Here is a 17,663-nt window from a genome sequence, read left to right on the forward strand (position 1 = left end):
TGACGTAGACAATGAATCTGAATCACTTAATGAGTTTGAGTCACTGATTGAAATTGATAATGAACTTGAATCACTGATGCTTTCACTCATTGAGTCTGAATCACTGATTGAAATTGATAATGAACTTGAATCACTAATGCTATTACTCATTGAATCGGAATCACTAATGGAATTTGATAATGAACCTGAATCACTGATGCTTTCACTCATTGAGTCTGAATCACTAATTGAAGTTGAACCACTAATGGAATCTGATAGTGAGCTTGAATCACTAATGCTAGTGCTCATTGAATCGGAATCACTGATTGAATCTGATAATGAACTACTTGATGAGATAGAAGTGCTTATTGATTGGCTAATACTTTCTGATGTTGTATTACTATTTAAAGAGTCACTTATTGATACACTCGTACTCAGTGAAGTTGAAGTACTTATTGATGAACTTGTTGATGTAGAAGTACTCGTTGACATAGAAGTACTTCCCTCAGGACTATAAACGTAAATTGATACATTTGTTGTTGATGTTGTATCTGTGACTACAGTAGTTGTAGGTTGGTTTGTATTTGTTGGAAGCATATCAGATCCGGGCTGAATGTATACATATCCAGTTGGTACATTGGTTTGAGTATAAAGATTGCTGCTCCAATCAATCGTGTTTCCTACATTAGCTGGGACATTAGTTGTACCTGCCATTTCGCTTCCAACATTTCCTGAGTCAGTTGCAACTGCTAATCCAGTTTGAGCGTCTACATATGTATATGAAATATTAGGGTTTGATTGACCATAAACATAGATATTATATGTGTAAGTTTCGCCCGTCATAGGAACATTGGCGTAGTTCGCTTGCCCGTACTGATCTCCGTTATCTATAGAACTTGTTGGGTCACCTCCAGGTTGCCCGTTAGTTCCTGTAGGTGCACCTGAATAAATCTGATTATCAGTACTTCCTCCTAAAGCCCACATATAACCTGAAGGCATATTGTCAACCGCATAAGTTGTGTTAACTAGACTAATGTTTTGACCGATATAATTTGAGTCATCACTTAACGGAACACTCGTAGTACCTACAGTATCTCCATTTTGATTGACATAATTAATTTTTATATCTCCAACAGGTAGAGCATTAGTTTGCAGCTCTCGTGTGCTAGTATTAATAATACTAGATGTTGCAGTACCACCAGTAACCGAAGTTGTTCCATTTTGAACAGTTAAATTACCAAATGTACCTGTTGCATCAGGTGTTGCTGGGCTAGCATTGGTTCCTTGCCATGTGTTAATACTGGAATTATTCATCGTAAATTTCCCAGCCCCACTTACGAGTGGCCCTGTACTTGGAGTACCTGTAGCAGTATCAACAGCCATATGCAATGATTTAGGAGAAATAAAGGTAACACTTGAACCAGCACTATTTGTCTGTATAACTGCTCCATTAGCCCACTGATTGATGTCTAACGTTGTAGCAGCATTAAAGAGTACGCTTTGAGTCCCTTGTACTCGAATAGCCCCTGGTTGAGTTGATTTAGGTATCGAGAGGTTAAAATTTTGTCCAAAAGTATATTTTGCTGTAGCTGCAGCTCCCTGTTGTCCATTAATAAAGTACTGGAAACCTGTTTGCGACCATTGAACATTATCACCCGCTGTAATTCCATTAAAGTACAAATAAGCGGCCGGATAGTTAGCAGACTGCCCATTGTAAGTATTAGCAGTATTAGAAGAGCCATCTCCCATTGTAATAGTATTTCCGTAACCTACACTGCTAGATGACGCAACAGTTTCAAAATAGAACTCCGAAAATCGGATATCATTTGATGTACGATTTAGGACCACGCTCGAATTATTCGCAAAATTAATACTACCAACCGAACGCGTTACCTCATTTGAAATATTAAATGTATTTGTACCAGAGAAAACTAATTTTGAACCAACTCCATACATTAAATGGATTGGGTTATTTCCATTTAAAGTGCTCTTTGTCAGTGTCAGATTGTTTACATTTGCTGTTAACTGAGTGGCACCAGAAGGACTAATAAGTGAGTAGCCGTTCCCATCGTTTGCAGCAAACCCTTGTTGTGCTACCATATTACTCAAAGTAAAAGTGGTTGAAGTTGTAATATTTGCCCAGTCAAAACTTTGTGTTCCAAGATCTACCGTATTGTTATTTCCTTGTACAATAACACTTGCACCATTTGCCCGGTTAGTCATAGCTGTCCCACCGGAAGTAGGATAAGTAACATTAGCAGTAATATCAATATAGGTAATATTGGCATTTGCCCAAGCACTTTGTAATTGTGCATATGTTGTTACATTTGCATATGTACCATTTGTAATCGCCGTAGATTTATAAGTTGCGTCATTTAGAACTTGATCTGGAGTTGCAACAGTAACTGATGTGGGTGATGAAGGGGTAGTATTAAGCCCTGTCTCAAAATCTCCTCTATTAATATCCGGATCAGTTGCGACTTTATTTATTGTACTCCCCGCAGTGGTTGCGAGCGCCTTTGCCGCCGGAATCGTCGCCCCTGAAGTATTTGCTGATACTGACTCAGTTTGAGTAGCTACCGCAACTCCGGCCACTGTTCCACCACCTAAAACACTAACAGTGGAAAGTGCTGCATACATCCAACGTTTCTTACTCTTATACATCCGGTAACGTAATTTTGGCTCCGAGACTATTAGAGATTTATTTTTATTTTTTAAATTCATTCTTATTTTCCTATTTATAAATATATTTTTTATTCTTAGCAATAAATTATTCTAATTTTCAGGGGCCTCTTTTATTAACCGATTCAAAAAGCAACATAAAGAAAGGTGCCCAAACTTTTACATCTCCAATAAAAGTAACATTTGTAATTTCCATTATTTTGCCCCCTTAAAAGAAATATAACTTCGGTTCACCCTGTCTACTGGCCATCAACTCCGAAAATAATTGATTCTGCTTTAATTACTGCATCTCGTGTGAATCCACCATTTCTCAAAATATTAGCCATATTTCTAGCATTTGACTTAAACAGTTGTAGTTGATTATCACTCATTTTATCGAGCTTTTCCCTTATTTCATAAGGGTCACTTATCGTAAATCCAAGATGATGTGAATCAATAAAATGAGCAATGGCTGCTTCTTCCCAAACAATTACCGGCATCCCCAGACTAAGATATAATGAAACTTTATGAGGACTATTAAACCTTGTATACCCTTGATAGTCCCCACCTCCTGGAAGATTATCATCCCATGCAATACCAAAAGAATCTCCTGAAATATTTTTTAGTAAATCTTGAGAGCTAAACGAACCATGATATATTACATTGACACCAAATATTTCCTTTGTTTTACGCCCAAAAGCATGTAGTTCTGGCATATTCATTGGCCAGTTTTCTATAAAAATCGATTTATCTAAATTACCAGCAATAGTTACTTTTTTCTCAATTTCACTATTAATTGGCAAAGTATCCGTATGGAGATAGTCAAAAAGTTCTTTACAAATTATTTTTGTTTGCACACCATATTCTCTAAGCGCATCATTCATCTTTGCCCCATGACCTATAACCACATCTGCATTGTTTAAAAAGATGTTTTCATTTGGGAAAAAACCCCTTAACCACTCTGAATCATGCATAAGCACAATTACCTTAGCTCCAATAGTTTTAAGCTTATCCATAAATGTTTCCTCAAATCTAACTCCCAATAGCGTAGGGAATTGATAAAGAATAACATCTCCATTTTCAATTTCAGATAATACCCCATTTAGTAATGCGTCCAGAATTTCATCCGACATTATTCGTGTATCTTGCATTCGGATACTAATTTTTTCATATCCTAACTGCTGTGCTATTTTCGTAATATCACTTTTGGGTTTAGTAACTGCATCCCTAGATTCGGCCTGTATAATATTAACTACCCATCTTTGCATTATTTCTCCTCTTTATCAGATTACTTTAATCATATTTGATGTCTTATTCTTATAAAATTTTATAAATAAAAGATAACAGAATAACCAAAGTCATCATAATGGCTATAAGGATAATAATAAATTTACCGTAGCCTTTTTCTTCTGCATCATTTATGACCATATCACTTTCCTCTTGAAACATTTGTTCTATCTCATCATCCAATTGACTATTTTTTTTGAAATGAGGAGTAGATAAATGGTCTCTTGACTTATTAATACTTGAAGAAGAATTTACTAGATCCTGTGCTTTCTTAGCTTTCATATTCTTTTTTTCTTTCTCTTATAACTTTGACTTTTGAAACAGGTACTCCTTTTTTAATTAATGACTGCTTCGTTTCCAAAGACACTTCAACTTCTTGAATATAGTCAATTTTATTTGTAAGAATTGCTAATAAATTACCTTTAACTTCTCCATTTTCATCAAAAGGAGATTCATTTAGGCGAAGAATATTATGAGAATTAGTTTTAGATAGTGCAGTTAATTCTAGGCCTAAGAAAGAAATTCTCACCTGATCTATTGAAGTGATTATTTTTGCTACTTGCTCAGAGATAAAAGAATCTAGAGATTTGAAACCTTCTTTTACTTCTCCCGTGCGTTGATCATTCAAACTGACGTACTCCAATCTCCCTTCATAAAAGAAATAACTAATTACTGGGATTTTTTTGTCATTATAAAAATGAATTTCTTGAGGAAGATTATTAAAATAAAAAATTTCACTAAAAATCTTACCATCAATGGCATATTCTTCAATATAGTCCTTCTCTCCATTTTCATGAAGGTATTGTATATTTTTAACAAGTCGTCTTGTATTTTGAAATAATTCCATTATTCCAATCTCTTGACCTTCATGAATGATTGAAATAGAGTAATCTTCATTCATAAAAATTTCAGAAAAACTTGGAACTGGCGCTCTGTTAAAAAATAGGGACTGTGATAAGTCATAACTTCTTCTGGTTAAGTAATCAAAAAGATTGATTCCTTCGATCTTTAAATCTTCTATAGACTTTGAAAATTCTGGACTAGGCAAAACACTTATTAATTTTTCAGCTTCACAATGTAATCTTTCAGCGATTCCTTCCCATTCGGGATTTCCTCTCCTAATAAGTGTGACTAATTCATAATTCATCTAATACCTGCTTCCATTTGTTTCCGATAACAGAATCTTGATATTTCTCTACAGATTCAATCGTATCTCGTTTTAATTCCACATAATTGCCTTTGATCATTTGATAAATCCCTTGCTTTAACTGAGCAACATTAAAGCTCTCATCCCCTCTCTTAAAATCTTTTAAGTAGCCATTTACTCCATCTGTTATAAGTTCAAGCGCTCCAAAACGAGCTTTAAACGTTATAATAGGAAGTCCAGCATTCAAAGCTTCAATATATGTCAATCCAAATCCTTCTGAATATGAAGCGGATATGAAGGCGTCATATTGTTTATAAATGTCTTCTAAATTATTAGAGTGTCCTTTAAGATGAATATAGTCGTTAGCTTCAAGCTCATTAATAACTTTTTGGAGTTTCGCTTCTTCTACGCCTTGACCATATATATCAAAAATTATTTCAGGGTACTCTCCATGAATCTCAGAAAATGCACGAATTGCTAAATCAATATGCTTTTCACTTGCTAACCTGGAAGCAGTCATAAATTTTAAAGGTCTTTCTGTATTTGATGAATCACTCGATGACTTTCTTTTGTCTCGAATTCCCCCAACAGGAATAGTAACAAATTTGTCTTCCACCCCTGGGAAATCTTTTATGAAATCTTCTCTTTGTAAATCAGTTGATACAATTATTTTATCTGCTTGATCAATATGAGTTAAAAGATACTCATAATAATTATTCCATAAAGGATCTTTTGCCACAGCCCTATCTCCTAAGTGATCCGCATGAATTACTTCTATAATATTTTGATTTAAAAATTGATGATTAAAAAGGGCTACTTCCGGCTCTTCTCCTCGATCTAAAATAAAAGTATTTTTATCCAGGAAAATTTTAGAGAGACATTCAAAAAAATAACGCTGAAATAAAATCTCATTTCTAAAAAATAAATGCTCCCCTTCAAAATCATAGATATGGATATTTTCTAATATTCTTCCCCTTCGAGGATGCTTAAATTCATTGAACATTATTTTTCGCTCTCCGGTTAAAAAATCAAAAATTTCAATTTTATAACGAGAAACTAATAAAAATTCATTATTCTTTGGATTCGGAGACTTTTCAATGTGCTCTTTAATCAATAATCCTGAAGAGGTCACCGTATGAACAATGCGGTGAGTATTAGAAAAATCCTTAATAATTTGATCTTGACGCTCTGCTTTTCTTATTAATCCTGACCTAGCTACCTCTGGTCCAAAGGTGAAAAACTCCCAAATATCAATTACTTTTTCCGAAGATATTTCCCAATGCTCCATAGCTTCTTTTAGTTCTTTAACTAATTCTGTAAAAATATATTTATAAGGAATACCTAAATTATCAAAAAGTTGTGCTCTATAAAATTGAGCATGCTCAACTCCTGAATTACCAATTCCCATAGCTTTATTTATAAAAAAATTCATACTTCATTTTCTCCTAATTATTTTGGGGTATATTCTCTTTATATCTGATCAATTTGTTCCTTCCTCTGCAACATTTGCAGTATTATATTGCTATATTTTCTAACTTCTCTAAAACGTTTTAGAGAAGTTTCATCACTATCATCCTTTACACTAATGGAATTAATGATTTTTACATTCGGGCAAAATTTTCTCAAAATATCTGATAAATTTTGGTAGAAATCAGGAATACTTGCAATATATTCTCCGTATGAAATAATAACCATTTTTTTTTGATTTCTGATAATTTCTAAAAGTTCTAAAATCAAATATATAAAGGTTTCTTCCTTCTCATTAATCAAGAGACATAGCTCACTTGATTTATGTCTAGGAGTTAAAATAGTAGTCACTTTATCAAGTGGACTAATCATGACTTCTATCTCTTCTTTCTCGCTTAAGGATGATAATATTCTAAAAAAATTTCCCTCATAATTTTTGGATAATTCTACAGTTTCCCACTCCTCTATTTCAGAAATAGTCATAAAACTAAATACTATTAACTCGTGTTGGTGATTGATTAAATTAACTGTATAGCTAACTGCTTCTGCTGGATACGTAAATACTAGACTTAGACCATCAAAATACTCTATACCAATTTTCTGATTTGACTTATCATAAAATTCTATTATTGTCTGGACATTGTTCTTATTATTTTTTTCAATATATAATTCAATTTTATAAGTACTATTGGCCAATAATAGTGGTAAAGTAGGAGAAATTCGGTCATTCGAATAATTACCTGCAGAATTCCATGTCTTAATCTTTGCTCCTACAGGCATCATTGGTGAGGAAAACTTTACATTTTCTTTTGCTATTATTATCTCCGATCCATATGAATAGGTACCCGAATAACTATTTCCCCATTTTATTATTGAAATTTGTTTCAAAATTTTACCTTCATTCCAATCATAGTGAATACTTTATAAGTGATAATCAATTCTTCTTAGAAATTTATCCCATAAGATATTCCGATATTGTTTAATAAACCATGTATTAATCTCTACGCTATTGTCATTATGCCTTCCTATTAATCCTTTATATAGTAGAACAGGTTGAGGAGAGAGAGTACGGAGATAAGTTGCTATCTGATAAAAAGCTTCCCCATCATAATCATCATTTTTCATATATGCTATAGCAAAAGTCGTATTTTGGTATTTCCCATTTTTAAACTTAGTCCAAAATTTATCATTCAGCTGGTTAGCTACATTATGATTAGAGGCATTTCCAAAGTGCATTATCATATCCAGAGAAGTGCCCCATATTTCTGGTCGGTTAATTCTTTCATTTTCAGCAATTAATCCTATATTTGTTAAAGGTTTACCCACAATCACTGCTGCTGGTTCTAAATCTGCTGAGTAATAAAGTGCGGCAAAAGTCCCCATAGATAGACCTGACAAAATAAGTTCCCGATTTGTAAAGCCTAACCATTTCAGCTTTTCATTAATAATATCTATGATTCCTTCTTCTAATTCAACACTCCCAATATAAAAGTTGCCTCCTTCCAATCGAGGATCAGCTATCAGAATGAACGGACTTCCCATTCGAGACATCATGCCTCTTCCTTCGAATCCTTCGGCAGACCTATATCCAGAAAAATATACTGACAAAGGGGGTTTTAAATCGCCAGGATGAAAATAATAGAGTAGTTCCTCGTTTCGCCTCTGATAATCAATGATTCGCTTCCCATTTTGAATCATGATACTCTCTTCTGAAACGTAACTTCTAAAATGAATCTGTCCAATCTCCAGTTTTCCCTCTCCTCCTGAAGCGCAGAGGGAGACACTCACTAATTTATTAGTATCAGTAGAATTGATAATAAGCTTTTTTTGATTCATAAACTCTTCTGGACTACCCTTTATAACTTCTATAATGCTATTAGTAGCTTGATCAATTAGAAAAACTTGAAATTCTAAGACCACATTCCCAGAAACAACTTTAATTTCAGGGGTAAAAGTTAGGGTTGTATTACCCTCAATACCAAAAGGGTGCATTTTCCAACTAACTATCTGATTCATTTTTTGTCCAAAATCTCCTAAAATTTCAAAATGACTATTCCCTTTCTTTACTGTTTTATCCCTAAATTGTTCTCTTATCTCAACGTAGGACATATCTAACTTATACCCATATTGCTTTATTGATGATTGCATAACGAATTCAATAATCTTTTTAAGTTCTTTTCCATTATCCAAATTAACAGGTTTACCAAATTTTGATTTTAAAATGTTTTTTTGGATTTCTGGAAGAGAACTATTAGAATCAAAGAGAATTTGGTAGGCTGGGAATTGTTCTAAAAGTTTTGGGAAATTGAAAAGAAGAGTGGCATCTTTTCCAAAGATATAGATATTACGCGATTTTTTCTTGTTGAATTTATTTTCAATAAAAATTTCTAAATTCTCTACATCTGAAATAAAATTATAATTTCCTGCTAATATGTTATAGTTGTATTTATCAAGTACCTCTTTAGGAAAATTTAATTTTGTTCCACCAAATTGAATAATTTCATTTTTCATACGATTGGAATATTTCTCTCCATTTCATCATTATAGTTTCAGAATTATATTGTTCGATAATATCAATGCTCTCAACCAAAGCTTCATTCCATTTTCTTAATTCGCAGATAAAATAGTCGACATAACTTATTAATTTATCATTGATTGTTTCAAGTTCTAATAAAAAACCATTCTTTCCTTCACTTATTAATTCACTCTCATGAATTGATAAAATAGGAATTCCACTACTTACCGCAATTGAATGGCGTAATATACTATAATTTTCATCAAAATCCAAATAGATTCTGCTATTTTTAATCAAAGCTCTCAGTTCCTCATTCTCTAAATGGTTGACGTATTGAATTCGCAAATTTGCATTTACTGCTCTGACGTAACTTGTCCATTTTGCAGTTTTTTGTATTTCTTTTACGGAATCAATGTCTTTTTTAAATAGCTTTTTCATTTTCTGAGCAACAATATAACTATGAACTTTTTGGTAATCTGAAGAATTTAAATCAATCCCAAAATATTCTTCAATTAATAGTGTTTGTAAAAATTTAACTCTTTTCAGACGTTCTGGATTATTTATTTCAAGTATTAGGCCAACCTGATCATCTTCTATTACTCTTTGAACAAGTAATTGTAAAGTTTTATCATCTATGGCATTAGAAATTTTACAAAATATTTTCATCAGTGACTCCGAATCGCTATCACCAAGATCAAGTTCAGGGTAAAATATTGGAACATGAAAATAATTTTTTTCACTATCCTTCATTAAATTTTGGCTATCCGTAATAATTTTCTTATTTTGAATCTCTTTATAATCTATTTTTTCACTTGTAAGTAAGTGAAATGTTCTAACATTACTATTAATCCCTTGGAATTGCTCTAAAATTAATTTATCCGTGGTTGTTAATAAAGAGATAGACTGTTCTGGTACGTCTTTAAATTTTTTTTCAATAAAACTTTTTACAACTTCATTTACTATGTTTTCAATGGAATTATACTTTTTATTCTTTAAAAAAATACTCCCCTCTTTTTCTACTGTAACTCCTTGCTCATTATGAGTTAGTGTATGTTTTCCAAGTTCATTAAAATAATCGACTTGATAAATTTGATTATTATTATTGATATAACGTTTATATGTAACAAACCCTCTATCATCATAGACTTCTTCACATACATCCCCATTTTCTAGATAATATCTTGTTAATGCTGGAAATCCGAATTGATTATACAAAACCTTTCCAATAATATAACCTTTAGCGTACAAAATCGTTGATGTAGGCGTAAAAATCTTATCAACCTCTTGGGGAACATCAATATCTTCTAGTGTAATAGGATGACCTGTCTCTACCTTAATATTTTGTATAAAATCAAATAATCTTAACACTTTAGTATATTCATAGCCTTCTTTATTTAGCTCGTAACGCAAAAAAGGAAATATATTAGTTAATAAAACTTGATGGTCAAAATTTTGGTCTATAAAAAATTTTGATAACGTGAAAAGTCGATCCTCGTCCCACTCTATGTTCTCACTCCAATTTGGTACCAAATACAACATTATTTCTTCCTTCTATCTATCAAAATATTTTATAATGCCTCTTTGCAATCATAAATTTAATGTCTTCGTTCAAATTATCAACAATAATGATAACCATAAAAATACTCCCAAAGTAAAAGGCCAAATTTGTAATCTCTGGAAATTTCAACCCAATAAACATCGGGACCAGCGACACAACTAGCATGTAAGTGTTTCCAATAACGATCATTCGATTAAGGATTTTTCTTAAAAATCTCTCTGTTGCTCGTCCTGGAGTTACACCTAAAATGTAATCTCCAGAGTTTCTTAAAGATTTTGCAATATCAAAAACACGTATATTGACATGACTAAAACCATACCCAAGCAAAACAATTACAACCCCATAAGTAATTATTCCAATAACAGTTGTATAAGAGAACATTTGAGTAATAATGTATAAAAAAGTTGTATTTTTCAATGAAGGAACTAGAGTAAAAAGTTGAGGAATTGAGAACAAGGTAACTCCAAACATGAAAGGTAATGCGCCAGCAGATAAAACCTTTATTGGAATATATGAATTTTGAAATGATACATCAATAGCAGTTTGTTGAACATTGATTCTACGCTCTCCCTTATATAAAAATACAGAAGCAAAAAGAAATAGAAGCGTTACGGGTATCAAAATTCCCATTCCTAGAGGAGTTATGAAAAATCCTTTATTAGTTTGACCAGAAAATAACATCGCTGGAATATTAGCTAATAATCCGGGTAAGATAAGGACCATTTGCTTTCCTACACCTTTTTTCATGTTGATATCAGCAATATACGAAACTATCATCCCTCCTGTTATTAAGAGTAGTACCAATGACAAATTAACTTTATTTTCTGTCAATCTTCCGAATTTTTCATAGGATATGCTCGTTTTGAAATGTGCAATTGTTGTAATTGCTTGAAGCATACAAAATATAAAGGTTAATATTCTTTGTATAAATCCTGCTTGCTTCTTTGATAAATTATTAATCGAATCAATGTCTAACATTGTTAGTGTACTCCATAAGATTAAAGCCATCATATAAGGCCCCAATCCCAAAGAGAATAGCGTGAGTTTTGTGGTATTCCCAGCAGTAATTGCAGAGAAAATTCTCAGAATTCCTTCACTTTCTCCACTTGAAATTACTGAAGGAAGTTGGAGTAACCCTCCAAATTGGACAATGGATACAAATGTGATCGTCCATAAACATCGCTTTATAACACCATAATATTCTTTCATTTTTTTCCTACATCTTCATTTATTATTCAATACGTTTTATATTCCTTTTATCAAGGAAATTCAACGTCTATAGATCCATCTGAATTAACAAATAATTCAGAAAGTAAAGTATTTCTGGTAATGTCTAACCAAAGCTTATCCAAAGTTTCTGTGAAATATCGATTAGCCTCTTTTTGGAATTCATATAAAGGCTGATGTTGAGCCCAATTCCTATTTTTTACAACTGACTTTAGTTGGACTAAAGCATCCGATAAATCAATCCATAACAAATCGATTGATCTTAAGATAATAACTCTCTGATAATAATTTAACTGAAAAGTATTAGACAAATCTTGCTGCAATTCATTCATTTTAAAGTTGATTTTTTCATTTAAAAAACTGGAAACTGATTTTTTCGACCTGTTCTCTAAACTTCTTAATTCTGAAAGATCAAACGAATAGTCTATGTTGTTATACAAAAAATCTATTATTTTATATTCCGATAAGTTTTTCTTATTAGAAACAAAATTACGAACTGATTGTTCAAAACTTTGTTCTATAATTCCAGTAAGAAAAGCCGGATCTGATTCCATCACTTGATTTCTTGCAGAATAAATTCTTTCTCTCAACACACTAACTATATCATCGTAATCTAATGTATCCTTTCTAATATTAACCTCTTGATTATTTCTATTTTTTTGTGACTTCTCAACCAAGCTTTCAAATTTATTTTTAGTTAAAACTCCTGGTGCACCTGATATATGAGAACTTAATTTGTTCTTTTTTCTATACTTTCTAACCCAATCCGGTGCGTTTTCTACAATAATCTTATCTTCAAGAGACGAATAAAAATAACTATCCCCAGCCTGACCTTGTCTTCCTGCTCTTCCTCTAAGCTGATTATCAATACGCTTACTCGTCATATTTTCAGTCCCAATAACAACTAAACCGCCGTTTTTTTTACTATAGTTATCTAACTTTATATCAGTACCACGTCCCGCCATTGCAGTTGCTACAGTTACAGCACCTTTCTTTCCAGCTTCATGAATAATTCGCTTTTCTTTTGTTACTGTTGATGCATTTAAGACACTATGTGGAATTCTATTACTGAGTAGTAATTTTGAGTAAAGATTAGATTTCGAAACTGACCCTGTAGCAATAAGAATTGGTCGTTCGGTTTTAATCATTTTTTTCACAAAAATTAGAGATTCTAACATCTTTTCTTTATGTGTAAAATATATCCTGTCACTGTGATCTACTCTTATAATTGGTTTATGAGTAGGTAAACTTATTACGTCTATTCCATACGTTTCTCTTATTTCTTCCGCATCCGTTTTTGCAGTTCCAGTCATACCAGAGAGGATTTTAAACATTTTAAATAGATTTTGATAGGTAATACTGCCCATTGATTTTGTTTCATCTGTGATTTCTACCCCTTCTTTGGCTTCTAATGCTTGATGTAATCCTCCTTGTAACTTTGTACCAACAAGCTTTCTTCCATTCATTTCATCAAGTAATAGGATTTCTCCTTGTTCAATAACATAGTCTCTTTTATTTTTAAAAATATAATTTGCTTTTAGTGACAAAACTAAGTGCCTGTAAAGTTCTTTGAAACTTTCTCCCAAAATTTCAGTTATTCCAAAATAATCTTGTGCTTTCCTTATTCCTTCTTCCAAAAACCAAACACTCTTCTTATCTTCACTTATCTCGTAGTCTATATCAAAAGCTAAACTTTTTATAAACACATCTGTGATAATATGTAGATTAGACTGAACCTTGGGAGCCCCAGAAATAATTAAAGGAGTCTGTGCCATATCTAATAGGATAGAATCTAGCTCATCAATAATTACAAAATTAAATTTTGAAATATATTGTTTTTCTTTTTCCACCGATAGATTATCCAGCAGATAATCAAAGCCTAAAGCACTGTGCGTGGTGTATACAATATCTGAAGAATACACCACTTTTTTATCAATCTCTTTATCAAACTCATACTTTTTTACACCTACTGCTACAGAAAGCCCTAGCCATCTATAAACTATACCCACCTCTTCAGCATCTCTCCACGCAAGATACTCATTAGTTGTAATTAAAAAATTACCTGTCCCCTGTAATCCTCTTAAATACATTGGTAAGGTAGCTGTTAATGTTTTTCCTTCTCCTGTTTTCATTTCTGCAACATTTCCATAAAAAAGGACAATAGCTCCTAAAATTTGAACATCATATAATTCCAAGCCCAATATCCTCTTATTGGCTTCTATCATCACAGCATAAGCTTCTGGTAAAAGATCCTCCAATGTTTCTCCAGAATGAATTCTTTGTTTAAAAAGCGTAGTCTGCTTTTTTAAATCATCATCAGATAATTGTTGATATTCAATAAGATTACTTTTTATTACGTTTAAAAATTTTTTTAACTTCTTTTTTTTCATATTCTACTCAGTCTATTTTAAATAATTCTTGTACCATTTAGGTCAATACATTTTAAACAGTAAAACCCTATAACTTTAGCATTTTTATTTATTTTAAAAAGAAAAATTCTTTACGAAAAACTTGAGTTTTTCGTAAAGAATTTTGTTTTAACATTAAAATATCAAAATTTAAGAAGTAAATTTGCTATTATCTGTACAATGTAAATTTTTTTTGAAATAAGTAAAAAAATAACACAATGAAATGAATATATATTGACAAAAATAATTCACTTGTGTTATAATTTTAATATATATATGTCTTAATGAAGCTAGATTTATATTGTATTTTCAGATTTTTTAATATAGAAATCATCACTTCTATCGAAAAAACTCAAGTTTTTCTTAAAGAATTTTGCTCACAATGGATAATATTATCACGCTTTTTATTTTTTAAAAGATAAAGTTATAGATTCAAATATTATCTGTTTTTATGATTCTTTACCTCCTACCTCCACAAAATATATACATACTTTTTAAACTTTGCCCTAATCAAGGCTTTTTTTGTTACATTTATTAAAACAAACACTTTTTGACTTTTAAAAGAAATACGTGTTATAATACGTGATGTTTGTGACAAAAGAAACATCAAACTTCTTTATTACATGAAATATTATTCTATACTTTTTCTATATAAGTGTTATTGAACTAATATTGTTTTTGGGCTATATAAATTAATCTTTCAATGAATAATAAAATAAAGAATGGAGATCGGTTATGTTTTATAAAGAGGGATTAAAAAATGCACATAATATTTTAGAAATTCAGCATGCCTATGAACGTAAATGCCAACGAAGATGTTTATCTCTTAAAAAACTCTTCCCAGATAATTATAAAAGAATGGTGATTTTAGAACATCTAACAATCTGAATAATTGCAGAAAAATATGCCATCAGTTTATTTGGAAATTCGGACTGATACTGGATATTACAAAAGTAACTGATATACTGAATAATACAGAAAAAATTAAGAAACCTTCTTTATAGTGCTTTATGCCTTAATGCCTTTGTTCTAAGTACTCTTTCTTATTCTTTTATATAATATATGATATGATAACCAATTTATATCTTGTTGTTTTTCAAGTACAAGTTCTACTACTAAGAATCCTTGATTTTCTTATTAGCATTTTTTTAGCCCCCTTTTATGAACCATCTTAACGCACTCTCTAATTTATTTTGGTCTTCCGAGTTCAAGGAAATTTTCAGATCATAACAAGTTATATTTTTATACAATTTTAAGTCTTAAAAAATCAACAATAAAAACAGTGTAAAACCTTATAACTTTTCCAATAATTAGTCCTATTTATGCAGTAAATAAAAAACCATACATTTGTATGGTTTTACTATTTTCAAGTAGTTATTTAGCGTTAGCTCCTTTAAGCTGAAATATGATTAAAAATCAGACTATTTAATTACTCTTTTAGTGCTCTATTGACAACTAATTTCGATAAACAATATAATCAAACAATATTTTGAACTAGTGCACACTATTAGGTGACTAATCCTTCAAGAACCTTTCAGTAAAAACTGTCCTAAAAATATGCTAAATTTCAAAAAGAATGTTATAAATAATAACTACTGGAAAATTCTATCTATCATAAATTACTTCTTATATTTAATAGCATTAATAAACTCAAGCTTCGTTAATCCAATTATTGCAATTATCATTTACAGGTTTAGCTATTTTCTACTTTTAGATTTTTATAAAGATCAATATCCTCCCATAAATTATCCAAGTGATTCTTTAGATCATCTATTTGAATTTAATACAACTAGTATTCTAATTATTACTTACTAATTAGCATTGCCAGTTTTTTTATTCAAGATGTTTTAGAGTTTACTTCTGAGAATCTTTAAGGAAGCTAGAGTGTCTGACAAATGAATTTATACAGTCACCTTGCAAAAAAAATAAAAGAAAAATCTTAAAAATATGCAAATATTCTCAAAGCCTTGCAAATGTATTATTTTAAATTATAACGTAGTTAAAAAAGTAGTTAAGATTAAAACAAATTTTTTATTATCCTTATGTAGCAAGTGTTTATCTCCATTTTTAGGGTAAATTATCTATTATACAAAAAATTTTTTGGTTTCGATGGTTACTCCACTATCTTAGCAGATCAATTTTCTTATTCTTCTTATCTAAAATCTCAAACATCTTCACTTGTGGCCCAGCAAGTGGAATTTGTGAACGACTTACTTTTGGTTGGCCATTTTCTGTCAGTACTTTTGAATCAAAATGAACCCACAATTTGTCTTCTGATAATAATTCGTCAGCAACTTCAAAGGTCTCTTCTGGTTTTAATTTAATGATTGCCAAATGCCATTTTTGATGAGAAAAAATGTGAGTAAAATTAGCTATATATTCCATTTTTGAAATACTTTCCGGAAGTTCTGGAATGACAATATTTTTACTGACAGAGCCGTCAGTAATCATTTTTTCAAAATCTGCTGCTGGTAATTCTGTCAGTGGAAATGTCCACATGTCTGCTAACAAACCTTTTGATGGACGCTTTTCTAAATAATATTCTCCTAATGAATTTTCTAAGGCAAAGGCTGTAAAATACAAATCTTTTTGTTTTATCTTTTTTGTTTTTACTGGATGATTTAATTGTTTTCCTGACGCTGCTGCTGCACAATAGTTTAGTAAGGGACAAGCTTCACATTTTGGACTCTTGGGGCTACAAACTAAAGAACCTAAATCCATCAGCGCCTGATTGAAATCACCTGGTCTTTTTTTACTGATGAGCTTTCTTAGGTAGCCATCAAAAATTTTCCTTGAACTGCTTTTAGAAATATCACAATCTAATTCAAACAGCCTGCTGGTCACGCGCATTAGATTTCCATCAATTGCTGGCTCAGCGAGTCCAAAAGAAATTGAAGCAATTGCAGCGGCTGTATAAGGTCCAATTCCTTTTAATGATAATATATCGGCTAGATTGTCAGGAAATTTTCCATCATATTTATCAACAACTTCTTGCGCTGCGATTTTTAGATTACGAGCGCGAGAATAATAGCCCAACCCTTCCCAAAGTTTTAGAAGTTCAGCATCATCAGCTTGAGCTAAAGTTTCAATCGTCGGATATTTTTTCATGAAACGTTCATAATATGGCATGACAGTTTCAACCTGTGTTTGTTGGGACATGATTTCTGAAATCCATATTTTGTAAGGTTCAGTTGTTTTTCGCCAAGGGAGTGGCTTTTTATTATCATCATACCAAGAAAGTAAATCTTGCTGAAATTCCTTTATTTGATTCTTAGACCAGTCCATCGATTCTCCAATTACTTTCTTAATTCCTAGTTTGTCAGTAAATATTTACTGACAGACTTGCAATAACTACTTTATTTTACTGACAGAATTTCTGTCAGTAATTTTTATGTTTTTTCAAGAATCAAAAGA

At 31.5% G+C, this 17,663-nt stretch carries 12 protein-coding genes; 1 reads left to right on the forward strand and 11 read right to left on the reverse strand.

The window, feature by feature from the left end:
* The 10 genes from IAE52_RS07220 to secA2 form a co-directional block, all read right to left on the reverse strand.
* Nucleotides 1–2,703 (reverse strand): KxYKxGKxW signal peptide domain-containing protein (locus IAE52_RS07220; RefSeq protein ID WP_200136742.1); only part of this gene is annotated, 2,703 nt, incomplete at its 3' end.
* A 197-nt stretch (nucleotides 2,704–2,900) separates the two neighbouring features.
* Complete coding sequence (locus IAE52_RS07225; protein WP_033900278.1) at nucleotides 2,901–3,908, reverse strand: sugar transferase; 1,008 nt, start codon at nucleotides 3,906–3,908, stop codon at nucleotides 2,901–2,903.
* A gap of 49 nt (nucleotides 3,909–3,957) precedes the next feature.
* On the reverse strand, nucleotides 3,958–4,209 hold the full coding sequence (locus IAE52_RS07230; protein ID WP_033900280.1) for a hypothetical protein: 252 nt from the start codon (nucleotides 4,207–4,209) through the stop codon (nucleotides 3,958–3,960).
* Complete coding sequence (locus IAE52_RS07235; RefSeq protein ID WP_033900282.1) at nucleotides 4,199–5,074, reverse strand: hypothetical protein; 876 nt, start codon at nucleotides 5,072–5,074, stop codon at nucleotides 4,199–4,201. Before IAE52_RS07235 ends, IAE52_RS07230 begins: the two co-directional genes overlap by 11 nt.
* Nucleotides 5,064–6,506 (reverse strand): glycosyltransferase, encoded by a 1,443-nt coding sequence (locus IAE52_RS07240; protein WP_033900284.1) that lies wholly within the window; start codon nucleotides 6,504–6,506, stop codon nucleotides 5,064–5,066. The genes IAE52_RS07235 and IAE52_RS07240 overlap by 11 nt, the downstream gene beginning before the upstream one ends.
* Nucleotides 6,507–6,544: 38 nt before the next feature.
* Nucleotides 6,545–7,429 (reverse strand): accessory Sec system protein Asp3, encoded by an 885-nt coding sequence (asp3, locus tag IAE52_RS07245; protein WP_033900286.1) that lies wholly within the window; start codon nucleotides 7,427–7,429, stop codon nucleotides 6,545–6,547.
* Between the two features lie 33 nt (nucleotides 7,430–7,462).
* The gene (asp2, locus tag IAE52_RS07250; protein WP_187398242.1) at nucleotides 7,463–9,052 is read right to left on the reverse strand and encodes an accessory Sec system protein Asp2; all 1,590 of its coding nucleotides are present in this window, start codon (nucleotides 9,050–9,052) and stop codon (nucleotides 7,463–7,465) included.
* A complete protein-coding gene (asp1, locus tag IAE52_RS07255) occupies nucleotides 9,042–10,595 on the reverse strand; it encodes an accessory Sec system glycosyltransferase Asp1 (RefSeq protein ID WP_033900289.1) in 1,554 nt (517 codons plus the stop codon). Before asp1 ends, asp2 begins: the two co-directional genes overlap by 11 nt.
* Before the next feature lie 19 nt (nucleotides 10,596–10,614).
* Nucleotides 10,615–11,823 carry an accessory Sec system protein translocase subunit SecY2 gene (locus tag IAE52_RS07260; protein ID WP_200136743.1) on the reverse strand — a complete coding sequence of 403 codons (1,209 nt, stop codon included), beginning with the start codon at nucleotides 11,821–11,823 and terminating at the stop codon, nucleotides 10,615–10,617.
* A gap of 50 nt (nucleotides 11,824–11,873) precedes the next feature.
* Nucleotides 11,874–14,231, reverse strand: coding sequence for an accessory Sec system translocase SecA2 (gene secA2 / locus IAE52_RS07265; protein WP_109990752.1), 2,358 nt, complete (start codon nucleotides 14,229–14,231; stop codon nucleotides 11,874–11,876).
* A 753-nt stretch (nucleotides 14,232–14,984) separates the two neighbouring features.
* Between secA2 and IAE52_RS07270 the strand changes: the two genes are divergently transcribed.
* A complete protein-coding gene (locus IAE52_RS07270; protein WP_155273357.1) occupies nucleotides 14,985–15,137 on the forward strand; it encodes a hypothetical protein in 153 nt (50 codons plus the stop codon).
* A 1,233-nt stretch (nucleotides 15,138–16,370) separates the two neighbouring features.
* Here the strand turns inward: IAE52_RS07270 and mutY are convergent.
* Nucleotides 16,371–17,534, reverse strand: a complete 1,164-nt coding sequence (gene mutY, locus IAE52_RS07275; RefSeq protein WP_109990751.1) for an A/G-specific adenine glycosylase — start codon at nucleotides 17,532–17,534, stop codon at nucleotides 16,371–16,373.
* Between the last annotated feature and the right edge of the window lie 129 nt (nucleotides 17,535–17,663).

Origin of the sequence: Lactococcus sp. S47 (assembly GCF_016517475.1) — a bacterium.
Classification (GTDB): Bacteria; Bacillota; Bacilli; order Lactobacillales; family Streptococcaceae; genus Lactococcus; species Lactococcus lactis.

What these genes read in the sequence shown, in the direction of transcription:
- IAE52_RS07240 (WP_033900284.1), bottom strand. Translation starts at nt 6,506, where the DNA reads ATGAATTTTTTTATAAATAAAGCTATGGGAATTGGTAATTCAGGAGTT.
- IAE52_RS07225 (WP_033900278.1), bottom strand. Translation starts at nt 3,908, where the DNA reads ATGCAAAGATGGGTAGTTAATATTATACAGGCCGAATCTAGGGATGCA.
- IAE52_RS07235 (WP_033900282.1), bottom strand. Translation starts at nt 5,074, where the DNA reads ATGAATTATGAATTAGTCACACTTATTAGGAGAGGAAATCCCGAATGG.
- asp2 (WP_187398242.1), bottom strand. Translation starts at nt 9,052, where the DNA reads ATGAAAAATGAAATTATTCAATTTGGTGGAACAAAATTAAATTTTCCT.
- asp1 (WP_033900289.1), bottom strand. Translation starts at nt 10,595, where the DNA reads ATGTTGTATTTGGTACCAAATTGGAGTGAGAACATAGAGTGGGACGAG.
- IAE52_RS07230 (WP_033900280.1), bottom strand. Translation starts at nt 4,209, where the DNA reads ATGAAAGCTAAGAAAGCACAGGATCTAGTAAATTCTTCTTCAAGTATT.
- IAE52_RS07260 (WP_200136743.1), bottom strand. Translation starts at nt 11,823, where the DNA reads ATGAAAGAATATTATGGTGTTATAAAGCGATGTTTATGGACGATCACA.
- mutY (WP_109990751.1), bottom strand. Translation starts at nt 17,534, where the DNA reads ATGGACTGGTCTAAGAATCAAATAAAGGAATTTCAGCAAGATTTACTT.
- IAE52_RS07270 (WP_155273357.1), top strand. Translation starts at nt 14,985, where the DNA reads ATGTTTTATAAAGAGGGATTAAAAAATGCACATAATATTTTAGAAATT.
- secA2 (WP_109990752.1), bottom strand. Translation starts at nt 14,231, where the DNA reads ATGAAAAAAAAGAAGTTAAAAAAATTTTTAAACGTAATAAAAAGTAAT.